We start from the raw sequence: 26,244 nt of genomic DNA on the forward strand, positions 1-26,244 counted from the left end.
TCTAAAATCACTAAGCATGGAAACCTACACCGAAACCGACAAGGACCAGATCCTCCAGGACAACCTCGACCACACGCTCTTCTCCTGGTCGAAGCAGACGGGCCTGAACCCGATCAGCGCCGAGCGGGCCGCGGGCGTGTACCTCTACGACCGGGACGGCCAGCGCTACATCGACTTCAGCTCCCAGCTGATGAACGTGAACATCGGCCACGGCGACCAGCGCGTGACCGAGGCCGTAGCGGCCCAGATGCGCGAGCTGAGCTACGTGTACCCGGGCATGATTACCAAGGCCCGCGGCGACCTGGGCAAGCGGCTGGCGGAAATCACTGCGCCCAACCTGAACAAGGCCTTCTTCACTTTGGGCGGGGCCGAGGCCATTGAAAACGCCATCAAGCTGGCCCGGGTGTACACCGGCCGCCACAAGATCGTGGCCCTGTACCAGTCGTTTCACGGCGCCTCCTACGGGGCCATGAGCGTGGGCGGCGACCCGCGCAAGTTTGCCGTCGACAGCCAGGCCATGCCCAACGTGGTGCACGTGGAAAACCCGTTTTTCTACCGCTGCCCCTGGCACAGCACCACGCCCGAGGAGTGCGCCCAGCGCGCCGCCGACGCCATGGAGCGCATCATCGGCTACGAGAATCCGGGCAGCGTGGCGGCCATTGTGCTCGAAGGCGAGTCGGGCACCTCGGGCTGCATCAAGTATCCGCCCGGCTACTGGCAGCGGGTGCGTGAAATCTGCGACAAGCACGGCATCCTGCTTATTGCTGATGAAGTAATGAGCGGTTTCGGGCGCACCGGCAAGTGGTTCGGCTCCGACCACCACGGCGTGAAAGTCGACATCATGTGCATGGCCAAGGGCATCACCGCCGGCTACCTGCCCCTGGGCGCAGTGATGGTCGACGACACCATTGCCCACCACTTCGACGACAAGCCCCTGCCGCTGGGCCTCACCTACTCGGCCCACCCGGTATCGTGCGCCGCCGCCGTGGCCGTGCTCGACATCTACGAGGAAGACGGCCTGCTCGAAAACACCGTGCGGATGGGCAGGCACCTCGACGAGCGGATGTGCGAGCTGATGGCCCGCCACCCCAGCATCGGCGACTGGCGCAACACGGGCCTGTTCGGCTGCATCGAGCTGGTAAAAAACCGCCAGACCAAGGAGCCGATGGCGCCCTGGAACGCGGCCCCCAGCCAGATGGACGTCATGAACAAGGTGATGGCCAAGATCAAGGAGCTGGGTATGTACACCTTCGTGCGCTGGAACTACATCTTCATTGCCCCGCCGTTGAATATCACCCGGGAAGAGCTGGATGAAGGTCTGGACATTATCTCCCAGGCCCTCAGCGTCGCCGACGAGTACGTGCACTAGGCCAAGCAATAACAGAACGTCATTCCGAGCATTCTGCGCATGAAGCAGAAACCGAGGAATCTCGCGTGCAATGGTATTGTCATGCTGAGCCCCGCGAAGCATCTCTACCGCTTCGTTGGATTACCATGCGGAAGTCAGCACGCGAGATTCCTCGGCTTCGCTCGGAATGACGTTCAGATTGGCACAGTAAAACGCAGCCCTTTTCGAAGCTTCCTGTCAAGTCAGATTCATACCGGCTTAGCCCTTACTGTTGCTCGATTTCAGGTTTGGCAGCTTGCTTTCGGTGGCGGAAAACGCTACTTTTTCAGGCTATAACTCCCTCACTATCCAGTTTTTGATGGCATCTCTACTGCTTAAAAATGGCCGCGTAGTCACGGCCGACTCCGACAGCGTGTGCGACGTGCTGATTGAGGGCGAAGTCATCGTTGCGCTGGGCCGCAACCTGCCCGTGCCGGCCGACCAGACCATCGACTGCACCGGCCGGATTATCGTGCCCGGCGGCATCGACCCGCACGTGCACCTGGACATGCCGTTTATGGGCACCTTCAGCTCCGACACCCACGAAACCGGCACCCGCGCCGCCCTGCACGGCGGCACGACCACCGTCATCGACTTTGTGCTGCAGAAGCAGGGCCACAGCCTGCGCGAGGCCCTCACCGAATGGCAGGGCCGTGCCACCGGCACCGCCGTCGGCGACTACTCGTTCCACATGGCCGTGACGGACTTCAACCCCGGCACCAAGGAGGAAATCAAGGACATGGTGGCCGAGGGCATCACGTCCTTCAAAACCTTCATGGCCTACAAGGGCGCGCTCATGATTGACGACGCGCAGATGGTGGGGCTGATGCAGGAAGTGAAAAAGTACGGCGCGCTGGTCACGGCTCACGCCACCAACGGCGACATGATTGACACGCTCATTGCCCAGCACCGCGCCCAGGGCAAACTCTCGCCGCTCTACCACTACCTCAGCCAGCCCGAAGTCACCGAGTCGGAAGCCTCGGGCCGCTTCGCCGACATTGCCAACTACACCGGCGTCAACGCCTACATCGTGCACCTGACCTGCGAGGGCGCGCTCAACCAGGTACGCCGGGCTACGGAGCGGAACCAGCGCGTGTTCGTGGAAACCTGCATTCAGTACCTGGTGCTCGATGCTTCCTTATATAACGACGAGGCCAACGGGGCCAAGTACGTCATGTCGCCGCCGCTGCGGCAGAAAAAGGACCAGGAAACGCTCTGGGCGGGCATCAACCAGGGCCTGGTACAGGTGGTGGGTACCGACCACTGCCCATTTATGCTGGCGCAGAAGCGCATGGGCAAGGACGACTTTTCCAAGATTCCCAACGGCCACCCCGCCATCGAGCACCGCATGGAGCTGCTGTTTTCGGAAGGCGTGAGCAAGGGGCGCATCAGCCTGCAAAGGTTCGTGGAGGTGACCAGCACCAACGCGGCCAAGATCTTCGGCATGTTTCCGCGCAAAGGCACCATCAGCATTGGCGCCGACGCGGATTTAGTCATCATTGACCCCACCAAAAAGCACACGATTTCGGCTGAAACGCACCACATGAACGTCGACTACTCGGCCTACGAGGGCTGGGAGCTGACCGGCAAAATAGACACCGTGCTGCTCCGCGGGCAGGTAGCCGTGGACGCCGGCGAAACCAAAGTTGGCCGCGGCTACGGGCAGTTCATCAGGCGCGGCGTTACGGCTTTTTAGCCGACTAGAACAACCAAAAGAACGTCATGCTGAGCTTGTCGAAGCATCTCGCGTGCTGTCGTTGCAATACCATTCAAACGAAGCGGTAGAGATGCTTCGGCAAGCGGACGCCAGATCAAGCATGACAATACTCTGGCAACGACGCCACGCGAGATGCCTCGGCTTCGCTCGGCATGACCGTTCTGTTGAAATCGATTTCAAACTCATTCCCCCCAACCCTTTTCCTCTCTACCCCAATGCCCAGAATTATCAAATCCGGCCTGATCCAGATGAGTTTGCCGATGACGGAAGGCGAAGGCACGATTGCCGAAATCATGGAAGCCATGGTGCAGAAGCACATTCCGCTCATCGAAGAAGCCGGCCGCCAGGGCGTGCAGATTCTGTGCCTGCAGGAAATCTTCAATACGCCCTACTTCTGCCCCGGCCAGGATAAGGCCTGGTACGCCTCCGCCGAATCGGTGCCCGGCCCGACCACGGACCGCATGGCCGAGTACGCCAGGAAGTATAACATGGTGATGATTGTGCCCATCTATGAGCGGGAGTCGGCGGGCTTTCTGTACAACACCGCAGCCGTGATTGACGCCGACGGCACCTACCTGGGCAAGTACCGCAAGAACCACATTCCCCACACCTCCGGCTTCTGGGAGAAGTTCTTCTTCAAGCCCGGCAATATGGGCTACCCCGTGTTCCAGACCAAGTACGCCAAAGTAGGCGTCTACATCTGCTACGACCGGCACTTCCCCGACGGCGCCCGGGTGCTGGGCCTGAACGGCGCGGAAATCGTGTACAATCCTTCCGCTACCGTAGCGGGCCTCTCGCAGTACCTGTGGAAGCTGGAGCAGCCGGCCCACGCGGCGGCCAACGGCTACTTCATGGGCTGCATCAACCGCGTCGGCACCGAGAAGCCCTGGAACCTGGGCAAATTCTACGGCACGAGCTACTTCGTGGACCCGCGCGGCCAGATCCTGGCCCAGGCCAGCGAGGATAACGACGAGCTGCTGGTAGCCGAATTCGACCTCGACATGATTGAGGAAGTGCGCAACACCTGGCAGTTCTTCCGCGACCGTCGCCCCGAGACGTACGAGAAGCTGGTGGAGCTGTAGACAACATCATAACCAGAACGTCATTCCTCGGCTTCGCTCGGAATGACGTTCTGATTGGTTTTCCCTTTCCGAAAATTCCCATCGTATGGCTGAATACTCTCCTCCTACTTCCGAGCAGGAATTCCACGCGAATTTTGCCCAGATCAAGCCCCGGATGAACAGCTCCGAGGCGTTGTTCGAAAGCTCGCGCTGCCTGTTCTGCTTCGATGCGCCCTGCATCCAGGCCTGCCCCACGGGCATCGACATTCCCCAGTTCATCCGCCAGATCAACACCGGCAACGACACGGGCGCTGCCCGCACCATCTACGAGGCCAACTACTTCGGCAACGCCTGCGGCAAGGTGTGCCCCACGGAAGTGCTCTGCGAGGGTGCCTGCGTGTACAACCTGCAGGACGTGAAGCCCATCGAAATCGGCCGCCTGCAAAGCTTTGCCACCCGCAAGGCCATTGAGGAGGAAAAGCCGCTCTTCACCCCCGGCATCCCCAACGGCTGCAAAGTCGCCATCATCGGCGCCGGGCCGGCCGGCATCAGCTGCGCCTGCGAGCTGCGCGCCCTGGGCTATGAGGTGGACGTGTTCGAAGCCAAAGCTCAGCCTTCGGGCCTGACGGTGTACGGCGTGGCGCCCTACAAAATCACCAACGAGGAAGTGCTGGCCGAAATGGCCTACCTGCAAAAGCAGTTCGGCTATTCAGTTAAGTATAATGCGCCCATCAGCTCCCGCGAGGAATTGCAGAAGCTGGAAAACGACTACGACGCCATTTTCCTGGGCATCGGCCTGGGCAAAACCAACGCTTTGAGCCTGCCCGGCGAGGAGCGCGAAAACTGCATCGGCGCGGTGGAATTCATCGAGCAGCTGCGCCTGAACCACCACAGCACCGCCGTGGGCCGCAAGGTCATCGTGCTCGGCGGCGGCAACACGGCCATGGACGCCGCCTCGGAATCGTCCCGCATGGGTGCCGACTCGGTGATTCTGGCTTACCGCCGCGGCAAGGAGGATATGGGCGCCTACGAGTTTGAGTACGACCTCGCGAAAGGTGTGGGCGTGCAAGGCCTGTTCCACGTGGCCCCGGTCGAAATCATGGGCAACGGCAAGGTCGAAGGCGTCCGGTTTATCCGCACGGCCCTGCACGAGGGCCAGGTGCAGACCGTGCCCGGCTCCGAGTTCATCGAGCCCTGCGACATGGTGATTAAAGCCACCGGCCAGGCCAAGCAGACCCAGTTTCTGAGCTTGATTCCGGGCCTGAAAACTGACGGCAAAGGGCGCATCATCGCCGATGAGCGCACGGGCCAGACCACCAACCCGCAGTACTTCACCTCCGGCGACGCCCGCAACGGCGGCGCGGAAGTCGTCAACGCCGCCGCCGAAGCCAAAGCCACCGCCCGCGGCATCCACGAATACCTTTCCCGCAAGTAGTCCATTCAGCCAAAAAAAGAACGTCATTCCGAGCAACTAGAACGTCATTCCGAGCGAAGCCGAGGAATCTCGCGTGCTGACATTGCCAAAGTAACTGGCATGCCCAATCTGGCGTCCGCGCAGCCGAAGCAGATCTACCGCTTCGTTGCATTGCCAGTTGGTAAGCACTGCACGCAAGATGCTTCGGCAAGCGGACACCAGATCAAGCATGACAATAGCACTCCAACGACGCCTCGCGAGATTCCTCGACTCCGCTGCGCTCCACTCGGAATGACCGCCTTTATTAACCCCTAACTCATGCCCGACCTCTCCATAAATTTTGCCGGCATCAAGTCCCCGAACCCTTTCTGGCTGGCGTCGGCGCCGCCGACCAACTCCGGCTACCAGGTGATGAAAGCCTTCGACGCGGGCTGGGGCGGCGCGGTGTGGAAAACGCTGGGCGTGCCCGTCGTGAACGTGTCGAGCCGCTACGGCAGCGTGAATTACCGCGACAAGCGCATGATGGGCTTCAACAACATCGAGCTGATTTCGGACCGCCCCCTGGCCGACAACCTGCGCGAGATTGAGGAAGTCAAGAAGCGCTTCCCGAATCACGCCGTCATTGCCTCCCTCATGGTGCAGAGCCGGCAGGAGTGGCACGACATCGTGCGCCAGAGCCAGGAAGCCGGCGCCGACGGCATCGAGCTGAACTTCGGCTGCCCCCACGGCATGTGCGAGCGGGGCATGGGCTCGGCCGTGGGCCAGGAGCCCGCCGTGCTCCAGACCATCGTGGAGTGGGTGATGGAAGTGGCCAAAATCCCGGTTATCGTCAAGCTCACGCCCAACATCAGTGACATCACCGAGCCCGCCATGGCCGCCCGCCGCGGCGGGGCCGACGCCATTTCGCTCATCAACACCATCCAGAGCATCGTGGGCGTGGACCTGGACCTGTTTGCCCCCTACCCCATCGTGGACGGCAAGGGCTCCAACGGCGGCTACTGCGGCCCGGCCGTGAAGCCCATTGCCCTGAACATGCTCAAGAACTGCGCCCAGCACCCCGACGTGCGCCTGCCCATCTCCGGCATCGGCGGCATCGAAACCTGGCGCGACGCCGTGGAGCACATCCTGCTCGGGGCCTCCTCGGTGCAGGTCTGCACCGCGGCCATGCACTACGGCTTCGGCATCATCCGCGAGATGACCAGCGGCCTGGAGCAGTACATGACCGACAAGGGCTTCCACACCATCTACGACTTCGTGGGTAAGGCCCTGCCCAACGTGCTGCCCTGGGAAGAGCTGAACATGAAGTACAAGGTGACGGCCAACATCCACGAGGAAAAGTGCATCGGCTGCCAGCTCTGCTACACCGCCTGCGAGGACGGCGCCCACCAGGCCATCCGGCTCAACGCCGGCACCCGCGTCCCCGAAATCATCGAGGCCAACTGCGTGGGCTGCAACCTGTGCTCCCTGGTCTGCCCCGTGGAAGACTGCATCACCATGGACCGCACCGACGACGGCACGGCCCACCTCACCTGGAAGGAGCGTACCGAAGCCGACAACATCCCTGTCACCTTCAACGATGAGCGGGCCGGCGGCCGCCACCACTGGGTGCCCGAGCCGTCCGCGGCCCTGGGCAAGGAGAAGCACAAAACCCTGCCCGGCAAAGCCCGCCAGTTTGAGAAAGTGACGGTAACGGAGTAGCGTTCTGCCCTTTTGCGCTGTCAGCACAACGGCCCCCGAATCCAGCTGGATTTGGGGGCCGTTTGGCGTTTTAGAAGTCTGCTCGTGCCTCAGGAAGCCGCTTTATCAACTATTCAAAACTTGAATTGCAATACTTTCCGGCGGCTTATCTTTGAACCAAGCGTACGGTAACCACCCCGCCAACACGGTAGCTTGTAAAAAGCGAAACCCCGGCTGTTGGAGCAGTCGGGGTTTCAAGAAGCGGGTGCAGTAACACCCAATCTTCTTTCTCGATGAAAAAGGTGCGTACGAAGGCGAAATCTTCCAGCAATGCTGGCTGGTTTCATTACTAGACTAGTATTACCTATTGCGATTTAAACGGTTCAAGTGATGCACGCAATGAATTGAAATCTATTGGTTTAGTTACTATTGGCAAATCACCTAATCCTCTCTCCATAGCTTTATCTGCGATATGTACATGTCCCGTCAGAATGACTATATTTTTTCTAGGAAATCCTATGCGCAAAAGCTCTTCTATTAGTTCAAATCCATCCATGTTACTTTTTGATGACAAGTCAATATCAACAAAAATACAACTATCTTTTGTGATATTGTTTAAATCTGGGCATGTTTGCGAAGACGCATAGTCAGTTATTTTAAATTTATTTTTAAAATAAATTAAATTAACTGCCTGGAAAGAAGCACATATATTTGAATATTCATTTTCAAAAACTACGATGTTCATAGGATCGTTGGAAAAGTTATTATGAAGTAAAAAAAATTATCCTTAGTTACGATTTTACTATTAATATTTACCTTGTTTAAATATGTTTTAATCATGTACAAACCATTACTATTTTTTTTCATTATTTCATTCACTTCATCATTATTGAATTGATCAATTATGCCTTTTATTTTCTTGTTTTGCGATATATGGCTGTTCGTGGCTATCTGATTTGCAAATACTAAAAATGGACGTGAATCAATGCCAGTGGTTGCAAAGAAATTACCCTTACCATGTTTGCTCATGTTAGTTATTATTTCTTCGACAACTAACCAAAAATCATCTATATCTATATTTATAGAAGAATCCAGCAAATCTTCTTGCCATTCTATTTTAAACTTATCACTTTGCAAGTTATGCTCTCCCCATATATCTCTTACTGTTCGGAGTATATTTTTATATTTAATAGATTCTATAGTAAGATCATTTCTTGATTCGACTGATTTGTATAACAATGATCTAGCACGCTCATTTATCTGACGCAAATTATCTTTAGCACGACTTGCTTCTTTATTAATTATTTTTTTTAAATCAGGCAAATAGGACTGACTATCTTCCTTCTTTTTTTCATATTTATACAGTTCCATCATTTCAAAATAATTAGTCAAAGGAGACAATCTATTATTTATAAAATGGACCACATTTATTGTTTTTTCTGTGAAATCAAGTTTATCCTTTAATTTTCTTATTAATTGATTCCTGTCATGCATTAATTGACCTTCTATATCCAAAATTTTTACAGCATAGATCAATGATTTTTGCATCGCTGAAACTGCATATGCGTCGAACGTATTTTCAAGATTTACTGGCTTACTTAATTCTATATAAAACATATACATTTCTTTATGCCCTTTAATTTGTATACAAATATTCTGAGCTAAATCATTATTATTTATTGATACACCGCCAAGCGATACTATTCCCTTTTGATTCAAACTTTCAGCGAGCTTGGCTTCATCAATGAATGAAAAGTTACTAACAAACGCAGCTCCTGTTATCAATCTAAACCTGTTATTGACATTCCTAAACGCGACTATACTTACGGGTTTTCCGCATACGGTAGTAAGCACTTTGTTCTCTTCCCAGTTTTTTATCATACTTTTTAAGAGCATATGGGAGCCGCCTAGTTTTATGTTTTCCGTATAATACTGAACTACAGAACGAAGTGTAGCTTGGTCTAGCCTAGCCACCCACTCTCTTAATTTTGTAAGACCGCTTATAGTTGCAAAAACGAAAAACATTAAAAGCCATGACAGCTTCACTTGAAAGCCAGTTACAACAAACATTGACACGAAGCATACTGCATAAAGCCAAATTATACTTACATAGTTTTTGCTCTCAGATGTGTGGTTTACGCTGTTTACAATTGGGATTATTATAAAACAAGCATTAACGAAAGTATTTATTTCTTTGCCATAAAGAAAAAATATAATAAAACCATAGTCGGCAAATAGTCTTGCTAATGAAGCGCTGGGTTTTTTTATCCTAAATAAAAGCCAAGTTGCTGTATAACATAATGCTACAGCAACATATACATAGGGCTTGAAAATATTTACTTCGATTATTATTATTGCGGCACCTACAAGAAGTAATAAGCCCCTATAAACTGTTGAAACGACTGCTCTTGAAATTCTTTCTATTGGTTGTATGTTCATTTAATCGACGTTTATTTTTGAAAGAAGCTGTTTTAAAAGTATATTTCCTATTATTAATAAAAAGAATATTTTTCCGAGAAAACATGTGAAAAAACCCGCAATATTTAATGGCCTTATTTTAACTTCATCATCTAACCCTATCATAACTGCAAATGTATTCATTATTCTATTTAAAGCAAAATACTTTGTATAATTAGCACATTTATATTCAATAAAAACAAATGATTTATCTGTAGCTGGTAGTAGAACAATTGTAAATATTGCGATACAAAAAAACAATGATATTAAAATTGATATTTTGGATTGAGTTGTTAATATATAAAACCAATGCACTAAATTTGATAATGTAGGGTTTTTAATCAGAAATTTTTTTCTTAAGCTTTGTCAGTTTTTCTAAGCATTGGCCATGCTGATCTTCATGTCCACTTGCTTTTAAAAGCTTGCAAGCATATTCATAAATTGATATTTCTGATCTAATATCAGCTACTAATACAATATTTTCAATTTTAGAAAACACAATGTCGTCATATCCAGACGCTCGTTCTTCTGCTGAAAGTATATACAGTTTGATAAATTGCTTTATGTCAATAGATATATTACTTCTACTTTTAATGGTGCAATTATTTTTTAATTGTATTATATTGTTTAGATGAGAAGCTTTTTGACTATTAAGCTCGCATACCTTAAGTGATTTGTATTCTTGTTCAATAAGGTTGTCAATATCATTTACATTTGCTTGTGAGTGATTCTCCATATTCTTTTTTTATATAAAAAATTGCATATATACTAATCTCTCATATCAGTATGATCGGATCATACAACTGAAATGACAAATTATTTGCACTGCAATAAACAACCAATATTGAATACAATCTAATTTGATTCTTATCTCTGATGACATAATCTCCAACCTATCCTCTTTGGCAAAAAAAGAACTCCACAGTGGAGTTCTTTTTTTGCCAAAGAGGATAGGCTACCTAGCGCGCTGGTATGAAGCTCAGATGTTTAACTGACCTGCGCGAAACAGTTGATTCTCTACTTACTTGCGGACGTTCAGCACTTGGTTTCAAGTCTGCTACATGATTAGCCCACTTGGCTGCCACACGATTTATACGACCTATTGCTTCCTCTTTGGAAGTGAGCACATCAAAAGCACGTTCCATGGTATGTGAGGTTAGTGAGAATATGAACTACGGATTAAGAACGAAGGCAGTTTAGTTGCAAGTTAACTATTTGACTTGCTTTACTATACCAAAGTTGTTTTACCCAAAGTTTCAGCTATGAAATTCATTAGAGACGTTCGGTTAGGTAACGAACCTATTCAGCGTTGTAGCATCAAGAAAGCTTATCTACGCCACCAATGTATGTGTTTTTTGACAGCCAAACCAACTCCCGCCGCCCTGGCAGACAATCCCAACCCCGATTCCCCATAGAAGTCAGTCCGTCGCGAAAACACCTGCTCGAACCTTGCAAAATGACAATCTGTCACGGAAAAGCGGCTGATCCGGGGCTGGTACGTGTCTTGTAGCGGGTCTGGGGCGAGTGATTCGCACCTCTGAACTGACATCTCACATTCTATAAAACCCCAACCATTCACATGGGAAAGATAATCGGTATTGACCTCGGCACCACCAACTCGTGCGTAGCCGTCATGGAAGGCAACGAGCCGGTGGTGATTCCAAACAGCGAAGGCCGCCGCACGACCCCGTCGATTGTGGCTTTCCTCGACGGTGGCAAAGGCGAGCGGAAAGTGGGTGACCCGGCCAAGCGTCAGGCCATTACCAACCCGCAGAATACGCTCCAGTCCATCAAGCGCTTCATGGGCCGCGGCTTCGGCGAAGTGACCGAGGAGTCCAAGAACGTATCCTATAAGCTGGTGAGCGGCTCCAACAACACGGTGGCCGTGCAGATTGGTGACCGGCAGTACACGCCCCAGGAGATTTCGGCCATGGTGCTTCAGAAAATGAAGCAGACCGCCGAAGACTACCTGGGTCAGCCCGTAACCGAAGCCGTAATTACGGTGCCCGCCTACTTCAACGACGCCCAGCGTCAGGCCACCAAGGAAGCCGGCGCCATTGCCGGCCTCGACGTGAAGCGCATCATCAACGAGCCCACGGCGGCAGCCCTGGCCTACGGCCTCGACAAGAAGCACAAGGACCAGAAGATTGCTGTGTATGACCTCGGCGGTGGTACCTTCGACATTTCCATCCTCGAGCTGGGCGACGGTGTGTTCGAAGTACTGAGCACCAACGGCGACACCCACCTCGGTGGCGACGACTTCGACCAGGTGATCATCAACTTCCTGGCCGAGCAGTTTGCCTCCGAAAACGAAGGCCTGAACCTGCGTCAGGACCCGATGGCGCTGCAGCGTCTGAAGGAAGCCGCTGAAAAGGCCAAAGTGGAGCTGTCCAGCTCGACGGAAACCGAAATCAACCTGCCCTACATCACCGCTACGGCCTCGGGCCCCAAGCACCTGGTGGTGAAGCTGAGCCGCGCCAAGTTTGAGCAGCTCGCCGATTCGCTGGTGCGTCGCTCGATGGATCCGTGCAAAAAGGCACTTCAGGATGCTGGCTTGAGCACTTCCGACATCGACGAAGTGATTCTGGTAGGTGGCTCGACCCGCATTCCCCGCATTCAGGAGGAAGTGGAGAAGTTCTTCGGCAAGAAGCCCTCGAAAGGCGTGAACCCCGACGAAGTGGTAGCCATCGGCGCCGCTATTCAGGGTGGCGTGCTGACCGGCGAGGTGAAGGATGTGCTCCTGCTCGACGTGACCCCGCTGAGCCTGGGTATCGAAACCATGGGCGGCGTGATGACCAAGCTCATCGAGAGCAACACGACCATTCCGACCAAGAAATCGGAAACCTTCTCCACGGCCTCGGATTCGCAGCCTTCGGTGGAGATTCACGTGCTGCAGGGTGAGCGTCCGCTGGCTTCGCAGAACCGCACCATCGGCCGCTTCCACCTCGACTCGATTCCGCCCGCGCCCCGCGGCGTACCGCAGATCGAAGTAACCTTCGACATCGACGCCAACGGCATCCTGCACGTTTCGGCCAAGGACAAGGGCACCGGCAAAGAGCAGAAGATCCGCATCGAAGCCAGCAGCGGCCTCACCGACGCCGACATTGAGCGGATGCGCGCCGAAGCTGCGGCCAACGCCGATTCCGACAAAGCCGAAACCGAGCGGATCGGCAAGGTAAACGCCGCCGACTCGATGATTTTCCAGACGGAGAAGCAGCTGAAAGAGTACGGCGACAAGCTGAGCGCCGGCAACAAGACGGCCGTTGAAAACGCGCTGGCCGACCTCAAGACGGCCCACGAAAGCAAGGACCTCGGCCAGATTGACACCGCCATGGCGGCCATCAACGCGGCCTGGGAAGCAGCCTCGACCGAAATGTACAACGCCACCCAGGGCGGCGAGCCGCAGCCCCAGGGCTACCCCGGCGGCGACGGCGGTCAGGCCCAGGGCGGCAACGGCCAGCCCGGCGCCGCGCACGACAACGTGACCGACGTGGACTACGAAGAAGTAGACGGCCAGAAGTAATTCTGGCTCATCAACCAAAAAGGCCGGAAGCGCATTGCTTCCGGCCTTTTTTTGTGCGCAACGGCGCCGGCTTACGTAGTCAGCGTCTTCTTCTCGCCAGGGTTGGCCTTTTCATAGGCTTCTTCCTCGACTTCTTCCTGCAAGCCTTCCTGGATCTTCTCGACGGCCTCGGCATGGTCGCCGGCATCGGCCTCCTCGCAGTTTTCCTCCTGCTCGGCCTTGTCGTGGGGCTCATAGCTGAGCTTGATGTAGATCGGGAAATGGTCGGAACCCACGTAGGGCAGGCGTTGCATCCCATCAACTTTAAAGTCGGCCGAGACAAATACGTGGTCCAGGGGCCAGCGCAGCAGGTGGTAGTCGGCGTGGAAGGTGGGCAGCAGGCCCCGCCCGACGCGCGGGTCCATCAGGCCGCTGATGCGGCGAAACAGCTCGGAGGTGTGCGACCAGGCTACGTCGTTCATGTCGCCGAACACGATGGTCGGCTCGTCGCGGGCTTCGATTTCCTTGCCCACGAGCAGCAGCTCGGCGTCGCGCTTGGTGCTGGTCTTGGACTCGGACGGCGCCGGCGGCTTGGGGTGCAGGCCGTACAGGCGGATCCAGGTTTTGTCGGGCAGCTGCACGCGGGTGTGCAGGCTGGGCACGTCGTCGTCGAGCAGGTACTTTATCTCGCTGCCCTCCAGCGGCAGGCGGGAAAAGAACAGCAGGCCGTAGGTGTTGTCGAGGGGTTCGAGGCAGGTGTAGGGGTGCGTGTCGGTCAGCGGCTTAAGCTGCTCGTACCACCACTGGTCGGTTTCGACGGCCATAATGATATCCGAATCGGCGGCCTGCAGCGCGGCCAGCGCCTTGGCGCCCTGCTTGTTGAACTGCAGCACGTTCATCATCGTCAGGCTGATGTGGCGCGCTTTGTCCTGCCGGGTACTGTCGCCGACCTGCTTGCTGGCCAGCCGGGTGTAGGGCACGATGCGGAAGAACTGGTAGCCCACGGCCAGCGCCAGCGCCCCCAGCGTGCCCAGGCCCCAGTAGCCGGGCAGCTCGTGCCAGCCCAGGGCCAGCCCGCCGCCAATGGTGAGCAGGGCCGCGGCCACGACCTGCAGGCGCGGAAAGTCGAACACCCGGATCCACCACGCCGTTTCGCGCAGCAGCGGCAGCAGCGTGGCCACCAACGTGACCAGCGTGAGCAGCAGCACCAAACCGTGCAGCAGCAGCAGCCAAAGAGGGAGAGAGTTGAAATCAGGCAATGTTTTACTGTACTAAGGTGAACAATGGGTTTACCGGCCGGGAATGGAGAAGGGATGCGGCCACAGCTGCTAACGAATGGCGGGATGGCCGGTTGGATACGCTACCGCACCAGCCCGGGAGCCGGTTCCGGCCCGCAGCACGCTACCATACCAGCCTAGTCGTCGCTGAAGCCGCCTTTACGCAGCTCCTCGATAGTACGCATAACTTTATCCTTGAGCGAAGTGCGGTACCGCTCCAGCACGTCGGCGAGGCGGGCGTTGCTGATGGCCAGGATTTCGGTGGCCAGCACGGCGGCGTTGGCGGCGCCGTCGATGGTCACGGTAGCCACGGGTACCCCGGCCGGCATCTGCAGCATCGACAGCACCGAATCCAGCCCGTGAAGGGACGTGACCGAGTTGATGGGGACGCCGATAACGGGCAGAATGGTGAAGGCCGCGACCATGCCCGGCAGGTGGGCCGCCCCGCCCCCGCCGGCAATAATCACGCGCAGGCCGCGCTTGCGGGCCGTTTCGGCGTACTCGACCAGCCGGTGTGGGGTGCGGTGGGGCGACACCAGCGTTATTTCGTAGGCCACGCCGAACTGCCGGAGAACTTCTGCGGCGGCCGACATAATTTTCAGATCGGACTGGCTGCCCATGATGATGCCAACCAGGGGCGAATCGGTGGAGTCGAGGCCGGCGGGGGCGGCGGGGGGCGGTGTGGTGGTCATGGTGTGCTACGGAGCGAAAAAAGGGCCTTACCGACCCCTGGCAGCTTGTACGGACGCCAGGGAGGACGGTTAGCCCATCAAACATACCATTTTAACCGGTGTGCTGATTCCCAATCCCTCGTACCTTTAGCCGTCCCTCCGCTTCCATTCCCGGTTTATGGAAATTCTCCTCGCCACTTTCACCACCCTGTTTTCGGTTGTCAACCCCTTCGGGGCCATGCCGGTATTTCTGACCCTGACCGAGGACGACACACCCAGCCACCGCGCCCAGATCGGACTGCGGGCCTGCCTGTACATGGTCGGCATCCTGTCGGTGTCGTTTTTTGCGGGGCAGTACGTGCTGAACTTCTTCGGCATCAACATCCACCACCTGCGCATTGCGGGCGGCATTCTGCTGATGCGCTCGGCCTTTGATCTGCTCACGCCGGGCGGCAACCGCGCCAAGGTCTCGGATGCCACGCTGGAGGAAAGCATGCACAAGGAGGATATTTCCTTCACCCCGCTGGCCATGCCCATGCTGTCGGGGCCGGGCTCGATGGCCGTGTGCATCGGCCTGTTTACCAAGAAGCTCACCTACCTCGACATGGGCCTGATTTTCTTCGGCTTCGTGCTCGTGGCCTTTGCCGCCTACATTATTCTGATGTCGTCTTTGCGGCTGACGCGGTTTTTGGGCCGGCCGGGTATGGCGGCCCTGGCCCGCATCATGGGCTTCCTGACCCTGGCCATCGGCGTCAACTTTATGGCTTCGGCCATCAAGGCGCTGTTTCAGGAGTAGCCGGCGACCCCGGCCGCTTTTGCGCCGGGACCCAGAATCCCCGGCCTTCGTGCGGCGGCTGTGTGGCTGCTGCCGTATCTTTGCCCCACTTATGCTCAAGAACGACCTGTTGCTCCGTGCCGCCCGCGGCGAAGACACCGAACGTACCCCCGTCTGGCTGATGCGCCAAGCCGGCCGTATCCTGCCCGAGTACCGCGCCCTGCGCGCCCGCCTGAGCGGCTTCAAGGAGCTGGTCGAGACGCCGGAGCTGGCGGCCGAAGTCACCATTCAGCCCGTGGACGCGCTGGACGTGGACGCGGCCATCATCTTCTCCGACATTCTGGTGGTGCCCGAGGCCATGGGCCTGACCTACGAGATGCTGGAAGCCCGCGGCCCGCTGTTTCCCGAAACCATCCGGAACGCCCAGGACGTGGCCCGCCTGCGCGTGGCCGACCCCGAGGAGCACCTGGGCTACGTGCTCGAAGCCATCCGCGTGACCAAGCGCGCCCTCAACGGCCGGGTGCCGCTGATCGGCTTTGCCGGCGCGCCCTGGACCATTCTGGCCTACATGGTGGAGGGCCACGGCTCCAAAACCTTCAGCAAGGCCCGGCGGATGCTCTACACCGAGCCGGCCCTGGCCCACGAGCTGCTGCGCAAAATCACGGCCACGACCATCGCCTACCTGCAGGCGCAGGTGGCGGCGGGGGCCAACCTGATCCAGGTATTCGACTCCTGGGCCGGGATTCTGCCCCCCGAGCACTACCGCGAGTTTTCCTCCCGCTACATCGCCGAAATCTGCAATGCTCTGCCCGACGTGCCGGTGACCGTGTTTGCCAAGGGCGCCTACTTCGCCATTCCGGAGTTTGCCAATTTCAACTGCCGTACCATCGGGCTGGACTGGAACGAGGACCCGCGGGCCGTGCGCGCCGCCATCGGCGACGCGAAAACCCTGCAGGGCAACCTCGACCCCTGCGCCCTCTACGGCACCCGGGAGCAGGTGCAGAAAGCCACCATCGAGATGCTGCGCCGCTTCGGTCCCCAGCGCCACATTGCCAACCTCGGCCACGGCGTGTACCCCGATACCGACGCCGACAACGTGCGCGTGTTTATCGACACGGTCAAGGAATTCAGCCCCATGGCCCGGGAAGGGAACCTGTAAGCTGTAACGCGAAGTTCCACTTCGCGGGGCATGCGCGCGCCAAGCACGCTTGTCGTTCAACATTTCGCGGAGTGCAGCTTCGCGTTACATCCAAAAGCCCCGACGTACGCCAACGTCGGGGCTTTTTGTTCAGGACGAACTGCTTCGTCCTCGCAATGACAAGTTAAAACAGCTGCAAGCCCGTTTCCCGGGCTTCTTCCAGCAGGCGCTGCTTCTCGATGGGCACCACGCCCACCTGCTCACAGACCAGGCCGCCGCCGAGGTTGGCCAGCGCGGCCGTAACCGGGGCGGGCAGCCCCAGTGCCACGCACAGGGCGGCAATGCTGATAACCGTGTCGCCGGCGCCCGACACGTCGGAAATCATGCGCAGGTGGGCCGGAATGTAGCTGCGGCCCGTCGCGGCCGACTCGCTGAACACGCCCCGCTCCGAGAGCGTGACCAGCACGATGTCGGGCATGAGCAGCTCGCGCAGCCGGTCGACGGCCGCTTCGAAGGCGGGCCGGTCGGCGTCGGCGTCGCCGAATTCGAGCTTGAGCCCCTCGCGCAGCTCCTTCAGGTTGGGCTTGAACAGGGTGCAGTGCTGGTAGGCCAGGAAGTTCTTTTTCTTGGGGTCGACCACGGTCGGAATGCCGCGCTGCCGGGCCAGGTGGATGAAGTGGGCAATGCTGCCGGGGCTGAGCACGCCCTTGTCATAGTCCTCAAAAATCACCACGTCGGCCTGCTGCAGCAGCATTTCGTAGCGCTGCTGCAGCAGGCCGGCTTCCTCGGCATTGAGGTCGGTTTCCACTTCCGAATCGATGCGGAGCAGGTGCTGCCCGGCGGCCAGGATGCGCTGCTTGACCGTGGTGGGCCGGTGCGGGCTGCGCACGATGCCGGCGGCCGAAAGCTGCTTGTCGTCCAGCAGGCCGATGAGCTGGTCGCCGCCGGCATCGGTGCCGACCACGGCGCACAGCAGCGGCGTGGCGCCCAGGGCCTGCACGTTCAGGGCCACGTTGGCCGCCCCGCCCAGGCGCTGCTCGGTGCGGCCCACATTGATGACGGGCACCGGCGCCTCGGGCGAAATCCGGCTCACCTTGCCCCACACGTAGGCATCCATCATCACGTCGCCCACAATCAGGACGGTGAGGCGGTCGAAGGCGGCAAACAGCTCGGGCAGGGAAGCGGGAATGGTATCGGCAGGCATTGCGGCAATTCAGAAGGAAGCGGCAAAGGTAAACAGGCGCGACGGCATCGGCTCTATTCATTCCATCTGTCATCCGGAGCGCAGCGCGGCGCAGTGAAAGACCTGCCTCGTCAGTATCTGCAAAGCCCCTTAAATGAGCAAAGCCCCTCCCCGATTACGCGGCGAAGGGCTTTGAGCGTTGAAAAGCGCGTTTGGTGCGAAAACAGGCCGGTCCTGCACTCCACTGCGCTCCGGATGACAGACGTATCTACTGCCTACCCCAGCTTTTCCAGGCTGGCCTTGATGCGCCCGAACGCCTCGCGCAGCTTGTCGTCGGCGGCGGCGGTGCTGAAGCGGATGCAGTTGGGCGCCCCGAAAGCGGCCCCGTCCACGGCGGCTACGTGGGCCTCGTTGAGCATGAACAAAGCCAGGTCGCCGGCGTTGCCGATAACCTCGCCGCCGGGCGTGGTCTGCCCGAAGTAGGCGCTGACGTCGGGGAAGATGTAGAAAGCGCCGCTGGGCGTGGGGGTTTTGAAGCCCGGAATGGCCTGCACCTGCTCCAGCACCAGGTCGCGGCGGCGGCGGTAGGCGGCCACCATCTCGTCGGCCGAGGTGCGGCCGCCCTGCAGGGCGGCCAGGGCGGCGCGCTGGGCCACCGAGCAGGTGCCGGAGGTAATCTGGCTCTGCATCTTTTCGCAGGCGGCGGCAATTTCCTTGCGGGCCGCCAGGTAGCCCACGCGCCAGCCCGTCATGGCGTAGCCCTTCGAGAAGCCGTTGACGGTAATGACCTGGTCCTTGATGGCGGCAAACTGCGCCAGGCTCACGTGCTCCCCCACGAAGTTGATGTACTCGTAAATCTCGTCGGCCAGCACGTGCACCTGGGGGTTGCGGGCCACCACGGCGGCAATGTCCGTCAGCTCCTGCCGCGAGAATACCGAGCCCGTGGGGTTGCAGGGCGAGGAGTACATGATGAGCCGGGTGCGCGGGGTGATGGCGGCTTCCAGCTCGGCCGCGGTTACCTTGTAGTCGTTTTCCAGCGCCCCCATCAGCGTCACGGTCCTGCCCTCAGCCAGCTTCACCATCTCCTCGTAGCTGACCCAGTACGGGGCAAACACAATCACCTCGTCGCCGGGATTGATCAGGCTCATCACGGCGTTGGCCAGGGCCTGCTTGGCCCCGGTGCTCACCACAATGTTTTCGGGCCGGTAGTCCAGCTGATTTTCGCGCCGCAGCTTGTCGGCAATGGCCTGGCGCAGGTCGAGGTAGCCGGGTACGGGCGTATACTTGGTGAAGCCCTGGTCCATGGCCACTTTGGCCGCCTCACGGATGTACTGCGGGGTTTCGAAGTCCGGCTCGCCGAAGCTCAGGTTGATGACGTCGATACCCTGGGCCATCAGCTCCCGGGCCTTCTTGGCCATGGCAATGGTTTGGGACTCCTGCATGGCATTGATGCGGTCAGACAGGAAGGAAGGCGTAAGCGTAGTGGTAGAAGCGGACATAGAACGGGAACGTGCGAGGATGGGAAGCACAAAAGTACGGATTTGCCCGTGGCGAGCGTAGCCACTGGCGAACCGGCGCCGCCGCTTCCTCCGTTCCCCGCGTCACCCAACAGCTCGCCTGGGCTGCCTGCCCCTACTCCTGCCCCAGGTGGCGGAAGCAGCGCAGCAGCAGGGTCAGGTCGGTGCTGGGCTCGTAGTCCTTGGCGTAGAGCAGCTCCAGCCGGCGGCGCGTGGCTTCGGTGAGCGGAGTGCCGGTCCGGGTGGCATCAGCCGGCGACAACACGGCCCGGCGGGTGTTTTTGGGGCCGGCCATGTGGCGCAAACCCACCCAGGTGCGGGTGCCGCCGAGCACGCGCAGGCAGTTGCGCACAAAGCCCGCCTTGTCTTTTTGCAGCCAGACCAGCCCCGGCGCGCCCAGCAGCAGCCCCAGGCTGGTCAGCACGTCGAGCACCCGCTTGTTGCGCACCTGCTGGGGCTGAAACAAGCTCAGGGCAATGTCGAGGGCGTAGTAGTCGCCGGGCGCATCTTTCGAGGAGCTGCCGATGATGTACTCGCTGTCTTCGGGCAGAATCTTGTAGGCCACCGGCGGGTGCTGGGGCAGGCCTACCATCAGGGTGATGATCTGACTGGCGGAAAGGTCCTTGCCGCAGAAAATCAGCTCATCCAGGGCGTAGATGCGGATGATATCTTCCAGCTGGCGCACCTCGCCGAGCTGGTCGTCTTTGGGGTCCTGGGGTCTTGGGTTCTTGGGGTCCTGGCTGTCCGGCGGCCGGGCCGCCTGCAGAGCCGAGAGTGCCGTACTCTCGGGCGCTGCGTCGGGGGTGACGTAGCCGATGATGCGGGCCTGCACGGCGGCGGATTCGAGCAGGTGGCGCACCCGGCGGCTTTCGGCGGCCGAGCCCACGATGGCCACGTTTTTCTGGCGCCGCTCACTCAGGCGCAGGTCGCGGTAGCGCAGGAAGTGGCTGCCCAGGCGGCGGCCCACCAGCGCGGCAATGCTCCAGGCCCCACCCAGGATAATCAGGGCCTTGGAAAAGCGGTAGGCATCGAAGAAGTTGGACACGGCCGAAATGACCACGGTGCCCACAAAAATGCCGCGCACGATGCGCGAGGTTTTCGTGGGCTGGTCGTAGGCGCCGCTGAAGTAGGCCGAAGTCAACCAGACCAGGATATAGGCCGGCACGGCGACCAGCATAAACTCCGGCGGGTAGTCGGTGCGCACGTACTTGTGGTTCTGCTCCCAGTACGATTTCAGAAAGTACATGCCCGCGTACATCAGCGAGGCGTCGAGCAGCACGGGCGTGGCCTGGCTGAGCACCCGCTGCAGCACCGCCACGCCCGCCCGCAGCCAGATGGCCGAGTTGATGAGCAGCGAAAACGTGCCCGCACGCTGGGGCGCAAAGTGCTTGCGGGCAAAAATGACCATGGCCCGGTAAAACACGAACACGTAGTTGACGCTCGTGCGCTTGGTGCTCTCGCCCTTGTAGTGGATGATGCGGGTGCCGGCGAAGTAGTAGTTTTTCCAGCCGCCCTGCATCAGCCGGTACGACAGGTCGATGTCCTCGCCGTACATGAAGTAGTCCTCGTCGAGCAGGCCGACCTGGTCGAGGGCCGTTTTGCGCATCAGCATGAAGGCCCCGCTGAGCACCTCGATTTCGTGGTTCCGGTCTTTGGGCAGGAAGCCCAGGTGGTAGCGCCCGAAGGTTTTGGATTTGGGAAACAGGCTGGCCAGCCCGAAAATCTTGTAGAAGGCCACCAGCGGCGTGGGCAGGCCGCGCTTGCTCTCGGGCAGAAACTTGCCCTGCCCGTCGAGCATGGTCACGCCCAGCCCTCCCCCGTCGGGGTGGGCAGCCATAAAGTCGCAGCAGGCGCGGAAGGTGTCTTCCTCCACCACCGTGTCGGGGTTGAGCAGCAGTACGTACTCGCCCCGGGCCAGGCGCATGGCCTGGTTGTTGGCCTTGCTGAAGCCGGGGTTGTCCTTGTTTTCGATCAGGATAACCTCAGGAAACCGGGCCCGCACCATGGCCACGGAGCCGTCCACGGAGTTGTTGTCGACCACGAACACCTCGGCCGGGGCCCCGAGCTTGGCCACCGCCTTCTGCACCGACAGCAGCGCCTGCTCCAGAAAATAGCAGACGTTATAGTTGACGATGACGACGGTAAGCTTCACGGCGGGCAATGGGCGGCGGGTTTGGGCGGGGCGAAAGTACGCACACTTCCCTGTCGTTGCGCATTATGCGGGCGCAGTACCAGAGCGGCCTGGCCTGGCGAGCGAAGCGCGGCCATCCGTCCGCTGCAATGCAGAAAGCTCCTTTACAGCCGAAATCCCCGACGTTGGCTCAACGGCGGGGATTTCCAGTTCACTACGTTTTCTTCGTTGCTCAGGCCAGGTTGCTTCGGCGTACGCCTCGCAATGACGGCAAAATTACTTGGCCTGCCGCTGCCGCTCCACGATGCTGCGGCCCAAGGTGATTTCGTCGGCGTACTCCAGCTCGCCGCCCATCGGAATGCCGCGGGCAATGCTGCTGATGTGCACCTGGGGAAACTCGCGCAGCTTGCGGGACAGGAAAAACGCGGTGGTGTCGCCTTCCATCGTGGGGCTGATGGCCAGGATGATTTCCTTGATTTCGGAGTCGGGAATGCGGGTCAGCAGCGTGTCGATGTGCAGATCGGAAGGGCCGATGCCCTCGATGGGCGAAATCACGCCGCCCAGCACGTGGTACACACCCTGGTACTGCCCGGTGTTTTCGATGGCAATAACGTCGCGGATGTCCGACACCACGCACACCAGCGCGTGGTCGCGGAGCTTGTTGGCGCAGATGCCGCACTCCTCAGTGTCGGATATGTTGTGGCAGGTGCGGCAGTAGGTGATTTCAAAGCGCATCTTGGCCAGCGCCTCGGCCAGGGCCGAGGTGGTTTCGGTTTCGGCCTTGAGCAGGTGCAGCGTGAGGCGCAGGGCGGTTTTGCGGCCGATACCGGGCAGCTTCGCCAGCTCTCCCACCGCGTTTTCTATCAGTTTGGACGGAAATTCCATTCAGGATTGAGTTGCCAGTTGCCGGTTGCCAGTTGCCAGTTTTAGCCTTCAGCCGAAAAAAGGACTGGCAACTGGCAACCCGAAACCGGCCCCTGAATTAAAGTACGTCCGCCGAGATGCCGCGGTCGTGGATGGCGGTGCACATGCCGGCCAGCTCGTCGAAGCCGCCGTGCTTGACGGTGCACTGGCCCCGGTAATGGATCAGCAGGGTACACTGCTCGGCCTGCTCGGGCTCGTGGCCGCACACGTCGATGAGGGTTTTGATGACGTGCTCGAAGGTATTCACGTCGTCGTTGTACACGATTAGGTCGCGCACATCGATGGTTTCCTCCAGCACCAGGACGTCCTCGTCGTAATCGATTTGCGGTTTGGTTTGCATGGCACAAAAGTACGAAAAATCGGGCATAAAAGCGGGTTTAAGCCGGGTTTCGGCCTTGTATAACCCTTTAACCGCCAGAATCGTTTCGCGGTTTTCAGATTCACGGAAGCCGTTTTGGAGGGGCCCGGTTACCCGCAAATCACCGGCGGGCTTTCCGCGCGGGCAATCATATTTCCGGCGTAATTTCCGGCTTCCTTTTCCTCCTCTGCTTCAGCTTATGCTCTGCCTTCTTCCGCGCCGGCCGCTGCTTCTGGTGCTGGCCTTCCTGCTTCAGCTACCCGCGCAGGCCCAGCGGAAGCTGCTCACGCGTGCCAATTCATAGTTCAACCGTCAGAATTCATCCTTGCCGATGCCCGTTCCCTCCGCCGAATTCAAGAAAGCCCTCAAACGCCTGCCCGACGCCGAGAAGGAAAAGCTGCTGCTGCGGGCCGTGCGCCGCGACGCGGAACTCTACGAAACCTACGTGTTTGAGCTGCTGCCCGACGTGACCACCGAGCAGGTGTATGAGCAGACCGCCGACCGGCTTCACGAGCTGTTCAACGTGGCCGTCACGGGGCGCCTGCTCAACCGCAGCCTGAACAAGGCCCTGGGCAAAGCGGTAAAGGAAACGGCCCGCGCCCGCCGCATCACCAAGGACAAGCGCCTGGAAATCGACCTGAACCTGTACGCGCTACGCCTGATCTTCGACAACTACACCGGCCAGTTCGACTCGCCCTACAACGGTTTCTACGTGAGCACGGCCCGCCTCACGGCCCGCACGGCCCAGCTGATTCTTACGGCGCTGCACGAAGACCTCCGGCTGGAGTACAAGCCCGAGCTCGACGACTTCCTGCAGCAGCTCCACAACCGCAGCAAGAGCCGCAACCTGCGCTTCGAGCTGCCGCGGGAACTGGTTTTGCCCGACTGAGAATGAAGCAGTCTGGCGCATGGAACGTACAGACCATCAAAAGGTTTTTGATTATGCTGGGCGTTTCCTGTATTTATTGAAGAATACTGCAGGGAAGATGGGATGAGGCTAAGCCAAGAGGTAGCTTTGTAAGTTGCTCGGCAAGTTCGAACAACCTGCTTTTCATTCTCTACCTCTTCTTCCTTACCATATGCGCAACACTATTACTTGTCTGCTGGCTGCGGCCACGCTGCTAACCACGGGCTGTGCAGGCAGCTACACTCCTATTCGGGCCAACCGGATCAACACCTTTTCCTCCGTGTCGGCTCCCAACTCGCCCGTCGAGTTCAGCTACCAGTACAGCGCGCTGATGATTAACGGCCGTAACAAGAAATACAACAAGAAAGAGCGCAAGCGCGGCTACCAGACTGTAGCGGTGCGCATTAAAAACAATACGGCCAACGACCTTAACTTCTCCCGCGACCTGGAGCTGTACTTCGGCGACCGGCCCGTGATGCCCGTGCCGGCCATTCAGGCGGCCAACGACCTGAAGCAGGGCGTCTGGATTTATCTACTCTACACTCCCCTGGCGGGCACTCTGGGTGGATCCACCGATCCGCGCACCGGCATCGTTACGGGCGGCACCATTTTCCCGTGGGGCCTGGGCGTAGCGGCCGGCAATATTCTGGGCGCCAGCCAAGCCAATAAAAACCTGCGCATGGAGTTTGTCACCAGCGAGATGGTGAACAAGACTATCCGGCCGGGCGAGACCCTGAGCGGTATCATCAGCCTGCGCGAAATGAACGTGGCGCCCCTGCACTTGGTACTCCGCAACAGCACCGCCTTGCAGGCCGCCCCGACGCCGGCGACGCCCCCCGCCAGCGCCCCCGCCCAGGCCCTGCCCGCAGGCGGCCAGCGGTAAAACAGCCCCGCCCAAACGCAACAAGCCCCGGTCACTGCTTTAGCGACCGGGGCTTGTTGCGTTTAGGCGAAATTACTTCTTGGCAATAACGTTGAAGCTCAGCGTAAAGTCATTGTCGATGGCCTTGTCGCCGATGCTTTCGAAGAACGATTTGGAGCCGTAGCGGATGTCGAACAGGGTCCGGTCGATGGTGGCCGTGCCCGAGGCGGCAGCTACGCCGTTTTTCACGCCTACCTTGGCCGGGAAGGAAACCGGCTTGGTGATGCCCTTGATGGTCAGGCTGCCAGTGATGGTGGCGTTGTTGGCGTCGGCCGCCACGCCTTTGATCGGGGTGATTTTGGTGATCTTGAAGGTGGACGTCGGGTTCTTCTCGATGCTGAAGAAGTCGTCGGAGCGCAGGTGGCCCACCAGCTTGCCGTTGGTATCCGTGTCGGTGATGTCGGTTACCTTCAGCGAGGTCATGTCCACCAGGAAAGTGCCGCCGGTGATTTGGGTGCCGCTTACTTCCATGTCACCACTCTTGAACTGAATGGTGCCGCTGTGCTGGCCCGTTACTTTTTTGCCTACCCAGCCCAGGGTGCTGAGCTGCGGCTGCACTTTGTAAACCGTGCCGGCTTTGACGCTGGCCACAGCCTTGGGAGCCGTCGGGTCTTTGGCTACTGCGGGAGCGGCCAGAATGGAAGCAACGAACAGGGCGGAAAGAGCAAGTTTTTTCATGACTACAGAAAGTTTGAGGAGGAAACTACGGGTAAGAAACTGAAAACCGTCAGTCGCGGATTTTGTCGAGCAGCGCGCTCAGCTGAGCGGCTTCGTCGGGAGTAAGGTTTTGCAGGCCCGTGGCCTGGGGTACGGCCGCGTCGTCCATCTGCTGGAGCAGCTGCAGGCCGGCCTCGGTGATGCAGATATCCACGGCGCGGCGGTTGCTGGGGCAGGTGGTGCGCGTCACCAGCTGCTTGGCCTCCAGCTTGTCCACGATGCGGGAAGCGTTGCTGGTTTTATCGAGCATCCGCTCAATGAGCAGATTGACGGTGGCGGGCTTGGGGTGCTGCCCGCGCAGAATGCGCAGAATGTTGAATTGGGGGAGCGTGATGCCGTAATCCCGAAAAACGGCCGCCTGCCGCTGCCCCAGCCAGCCCGCCGTAAACACGAGGTTGATGTAGGCTTTCTGGAAGGAATCTTTGAAAAACGGCTGCTTGATTTCGTCTTCTATCTTCATGGGGTGCATTCGAGGAAACCGGACTGCGTGGCAAATATATGTACATACA

At 58.1% G+C, this 26,244-nt stretch carries 22 protein-coding genes; 10 read left to right on the top strand and 12 right to left on the bottom strand.

What is annotated here, in order from left to right:
- Positions 1–16: 16 nt before the first annotated feature.
- The 5 genes from ABD842_RS20960 to preA all read left to right on the top strand — a co-directional run bounded on the left by ABD842_RS20960 (position 17) and on the right by preA (position 7,277).
- On the top strand, positions 17–1,369 hold the full coding sequence (locus ABD842_RS20960; RefSeq protein ID WP_345117999.1) for an aminotransferase class III-fold pyridoxal phosphate-dependent enzyme: 1,353 nt from the start codon (positions 17–19) through the stop codon (positions 1,367–1,369).
- Positions 1,370–1,706: 337 nt separating this feature from the next.
- Positions 1,707–3,083 (top strand): dihydropyrimidinase, encoded by a 1,377-nt coding sequence (gene hydA, locus ABD842_RS20965; protein ID WP_345118000.1) that lies wholly within the window; start codon positions 1,707–1,709, stop codon positions 3,081–3,083.
- 236 nt (positions 3,084–3,319) lie between these two features.
- Positions 3,320–4,186 carry a nitrilase-related carbon-nitrogen hydrolase gene (locus ABD842_RS20970; protein WP_345118001.1) on the top strand — a complete coding sequence of 289 codons (867 nt, stop codon included), beginning with the start codon at positions 3,320–3,322 and terminating at the stop codon, positions 4,184–4,186.
- A gap of 85 nt (positions 4,187–4,271) precedes the next feature.
- Positions 4,272–5,600 carry an FAD-dependent oxidoreductase gene (locus ABD842_RS20975; protein WP_345118002.1) on the top strand — a complete coding sequence of 443 codons (1,329 nt, stop codon included), beginning with the start codon at positions 4,272–4,274 and terminating at the stop codon, positions 5,598–5,600.
- 297 nt (positions 5,601–5,897) lie between these two features.
- Positions 5,898–7,277, top strand: a complete 1,380-nt coding sequence (gene preA, locus ABD842_RS20980; RefSeq protein ID WP_345118003.1) for an NAD-dependent dihydropyrimidine dehydrogenase subunit PreA — start codon at positions 5,898–5,900, stop codon at positions 7,275–7,277.
- Positions 7,278–7,620: 343 nt separating this feature from the next.
- Here the strand turns inward: preA and ABD842_RS20985 are convergent, their stop codons facing one another.
- From ABD842_RS20985 to ABD842_RS20995, 3 genes are all read right to left on the bottom strand, one after another.
- Positions 7,621–8,001 carry a hypothetical protein gene (locus ABD842_RS20985; protein WP_345118004.1) on the bottom strand — a complete coding sequence of 127 codons (381 nt, stop codon included), beginning with the start codon at positions 7,999–8,001 and terminating at the stop codon, positions 7,621–7,623.
- Positions 7,998–9,695: a histidine kinase gene (locus ABD842_RS20990; protein WP_345118005.1), complete on the bottom strand. Its 1,698-nt coding sequence runs from the start codon at positions 9,693–9,695 to the stop codon at positions 7,998–8,000. Before ABD842_RS20990 ends, ABD842_RS20985 begins: the two co-directional genes overlap by 4 nt.
- A gap of 355 nt (positions 9,696–10,050) precedes the next feature.
- Complete coding sequence (locus ABD842_RS20995) at positions 10,051–10,449, bottom strand: hypothetical protein (protein WP_345118006.1); 399 nt, start codon at positions 10,447–10,449, stop codon at positions 10,051–10,053.
- A gap of 843 nt (positions 10,450–11,292) precedes the next feature.
- Here ABD842_RS20995 and dnaK point away from each other — a divergent pair.
- Positions 11,293–13,236, top strand: a complete 1,944-nt coding sequence (gene dnaK / locus ABD842_RS21000; protein WP_345118007.1) for a molecular chaperone DnaK — start codon at positions 11,293–11,295, stop codon at positions 13,234–13,236.
- Positions 13,237–13,307: 71 nt separating this feature from the next.
- On the opposite strand, the gene ABD842_RS21005 is transcribed toward dnaK, so the two are convergent.
- Positions 13,308–14,474 (bottom strand): endonuclease/exonuclease/phosphatase family protein, encoded by a 1,167-nt coding sequence (locus ABD842_RS21005; protein ID WP_345118008.1) that lies wholly within the window; start codon positions 14,472–14,474, stop codon positions 13,308–13,310.
- Positions 14,475–14,629: 155 nt separating this feature from the next.
- Entirely contained in the window at positions 14,630–15,184 is a 555-nt protein-coding gene (gene purE, locus ABD842_RS21010; RefSeq protein ID WP_345118009.1) for a 5-(carboxyamino)imidazole ribonucleotide mutase, read from the bottom strand.
- A gap of 157 nt (positions 15,185–15,341) precedes the next feature.
- Between purE and ABD842_RS21015 the strand changes: the two genes are divergently transcribed.
- Together ABD842_RS21015 and hemE are read left to right on the top strand one after the other, a co-directional pair.
- Entirely contained in the window at positions 15,342–15,959 is a 618-nt protein-coding gene (locus tag ABD842_RS21015; protein WP_345118010.1) for a MarC family protein, read from the top strand.
- A gap of 91 nt (positions 15,960–16,050) precedes the next feature.
- Positions 16,051–17,097: a uroporphyrinogen decarboxylase gene (gene hemE, locus ABD842_RS21020; protein WP_345118011.1), complete on the top strand. Its 1,047-nt coding sequence runs from the start codon at positions 16,051–16,053 to the stop codon at positions 17,095–17,097.
- Positions 17,098–17,260: 163 nt separating this feature from the next.
- Here hemE and ABD842_RS21025 read toward each other — a convergent pair whose 3' ends face one another.
- The 5 genes from ABD842_RS21025 to ABD842_RS21045 all read right to left on the bottom strand — a co-directional run bounded on the left by ABD842_RS21025 (position 17,261) and on the right by ABD842_RS21045 (position 23,171).
- On the bottom strand, positions 17,261–18,280 hold the full coding sequence (locus ABD842_RS21025) for a bifunctional heptose 7-phosphate kinase/heptose 1-phosphate adenyltransferase (protein ID WP_345118012.1): 1,020 nt from the start codon (positions 18,278–18,280) through the stop codon (positions 17,261–17,263).
- Positions 18,281–18,534: 254 nt separating this feature from the next.
- Positions 18,535–19,758, bottom strand: coding sequence for a pyridoxal phosphate-dependent aminotransferase (locus ABD842_RS21030; RefSeq protein ID WP_345118013.1), 1,224 nt, complete (start codon positions 19,756–19,758; stop codon positions 18,535–18,537).
- Between the two features lie 133 nt (positions 19,759–19,891).
- On the bottom strand, positions 19,892–21,928 hold the full coding sequence (locus ABD842_RS21035) for a glycosyltransferase (RefSeq protein WP_345118014.1): 2,037 nt from the start codon (positions 21,926–21,928) through the stop codon (positions 19,892–19,894).
- A 255-nt stretch (positions 21,929–22,183) separates the two neighbouring features.
- Positions 22,184–22,792: a recombination mediator RecR gene (recR, locus tag ABD842_RS21040; protein ID WP_345118015.1), complete on the bottom strand. Its 609-nt coding sequence runs from the start codon at positions 22,790–22,792 to the stop codon at positions 22,184–22,186.
- 97 nt (positions 22,793–22,889) lie between these two features.
- The gene (locus tag ABD842_RS21045; protein ID WP_345118016.1) at positions 22,890–23,171 is read right to left on the bottom strand and encodes an ATP-dependent Clp protease adaptor ClpS; all 282 of its coding nucleotides are present in this window, start codon (positions 23,169–23,171) and stop codon (positions 22,890–22,892) included.
- Between the two features lie 349 nt (positions 23,172–23,520).
- Between ABD842_RS21045 and ABD842_RS21050 the strand changes: the two genes are divergently transcribed.
- Both ABD842_RS21050 and ABD842_RS21055 read left to right on the top strand, forming a co-directional pair.
- Complete coding sequence (locus ABD842_RS21050; RefSeq protein ID WP_345118017.1) at positions 23,521–24,078, top strand: hypothetical protein; 558 nt, start codon at positions 23,521–23,523, stop codon at positions 24,076–24,078.
- A gap of 190 nt (positions 24,079–24,268) precedes the next feature.
- Positions 24,269–24,979, top strand: coding sequence for a hypothetical protein (locus ABD842_RS21055; RefSeq protein WP_345118018.1), 711 nt, complete (start codon positions 24,269–24,271; stop codon positions 24,977–24,979).
- Between the two features lie 72 nt (positions 24,980–25,051).
- Here the strand turns inward: ABD842_RS21055 and ABD842_RS21060 are convergent, their stop codons facing one another.
- On the bottom strand, positions 25,052–25,696 hold the full coding sequence (locus ABD842_RS21060) for a YceI family protein (RefSeq protein ID WP_345118019.1): 645 nt from the start codon (positions 25,694–25,696) through the stop codon (positions 25,052–25,054).
- A gap of 49 nt (positions 25,697–25,745) precedes the next feature.
- A complete protein-coding gene (locus tag ABD842_RS21065) occupies positions 25,746–26,195 on the bottom strand; it encodes a MarR family winged helix-turn-helix transcriptional regulator (RefSeq protein WP_345118020.1) in 450 nt (149 codons plus the stop codon).
- Positions 26,196–26,244 lie beyond the last annotated feature (49 nt).

It is taken from the genome of Hymenobacter algoricola (assembly GCF_039539525.1).
GTDB lineage: Bacteria > Bacteroidota > Bacteroidia > Cytophagales > Hymenobacteraceae > Hymenobacter > Hymenobacter algoricola.

Bases quoted from the DNA above. Each gene is read 5' to 3' on its own strand.
- ABD842_RS20960 (WP_345117999.1), top strand. From the start codon at position 17: ATGGAAACCTACACCGAAACCGACAAGGACCAGATCCTCCAGGACAAC.
- hydA (WP_345118000.1), top strand. From the start codon at position 1,707: ATGGCATCTCTACTGCTTAAAAATGGCCGCGTAGTCACGGCCGACTCC.
- ABD842_RS20970 (WP_345118001.1), top strand. From the start codon at position 3,320: ATGCCCAGAATTATCAAATCCGGCCTGATCCAGATGAGTTTGCCGATG.
- ABD842_RS20975 (WP_345118002.1), top strand. From the start codon at position 4,272: ATGGCTGAATACTCTCCTCCTACTTCCGAGCAGGAATTCCACGCGAAT.
- preA (WP_345118003.1), top strand. From the start codon at position 5,898: ATGCCCGACCTCTCCATAAATTTTGCCGGCATCAAGTCCCCGAACCCT.
- ABD842_RS20985 (WP_345118004.1), bottom strand. From the start codon at position 8,001: ATGAACATCGTAGTTTTTGAAAATGAATATTCAAATATATGTGCTTCT.
- ABD842_RS20990 (WP_345118005.1), bottom strand. From the start codon at position 9,695: ATGAACATACAACCAATAGAAAGAATTTCAAGAGCAGTCGTTTCAACA.
- ABD842_RS20995 (WP_345118006.1), bottom strand. From the start codon at position 10,449: ATGGAGAATCACTCACAAGCAAATGTAAATGATATTGACAACCTTATT.
- dnaK (WP_345118007.1), top strand. From the start codon at position 11,293: ATGGGAAAGATAATCGGTATTGACCTCGGCACCACCAACTCGTGCGTA.
- purE (WP_345118009.1), bottom strand. From the start codon at position 15,184: ATGACCACCACACCGCCCCCCGCCGCCCCCGCCGGCCTCGACTCCACC.
- ABD842_RS21015 (WP_345118010.1), top strand. From the start codon at position 15,342: ATGGAAATTCTCCTCGCCACTTTCACCACCCTGTTTTCGGTTGTCAAC.
- hemE (WP_345118011.1), top strand. From the start codon at position 16,051: ATGCTCAAGAACGACCTGTTGCTCCGTGCCGCCCGCGGCGAAGACACC.
- ABD842_RS21025 (WP_345118012.1), bottom strand. From the start codon at position 18,280: ATGCCTGCCGATACCATTCCCGCTTCCCTGCCCGAGCTGTTTGCCGCC.
- ABD842_RS21030 (WP_345118013.1), bottom strand. From the start codon at position 19,758: ATGTCCGCTTCTACCACTACGCTTACGCCTTCCTTCCTGTCTGACCGC.
- recR (WP_345118015.1), bottom strand. From the start codon at position 22,792: ATGGAATTTCCGTCCAAACTGATAGAAAACGCGGTGGGAGAGCTGGCG.
- ABD842_RS21045 (WP_345118016.1), bottom strand. From the start codon at position 23,171: ATGCAAACCAAACCGCAAATCGATTACGACGAGGACGTCCTGGTGCTG.
- ABD842_RS21050 (WP_345118017.1), top strand. From the start codon at position 23,521: ATGCCCGTTCCCTCCGCCGAATTCAAGAAAGCCCTCAAACGCCTGCCC.
- ABD842_RS21055 (WP_345118018.1), top strand. From the start codon at position 24,269: ATGCGCAACACTATTACTTGTCTGCTGGCTGCGGCCACGCTGCTAACC.
- ABD842_RS21060 (WP_345118019.1), bottom strand. From the start codon at position 25,696: ATGAAAAAACTTGCTCTTTCCGCCCTGTTCGTTGCTTCCATTCTGGCC.
- ABD842_RS21065 (WP_345118020.1), bottom strand. From the start codon at position 26,195: ATGAAGATAGAAGACGAAATCAAGCAGCCGTTTTTCAAAGATTCCTTC.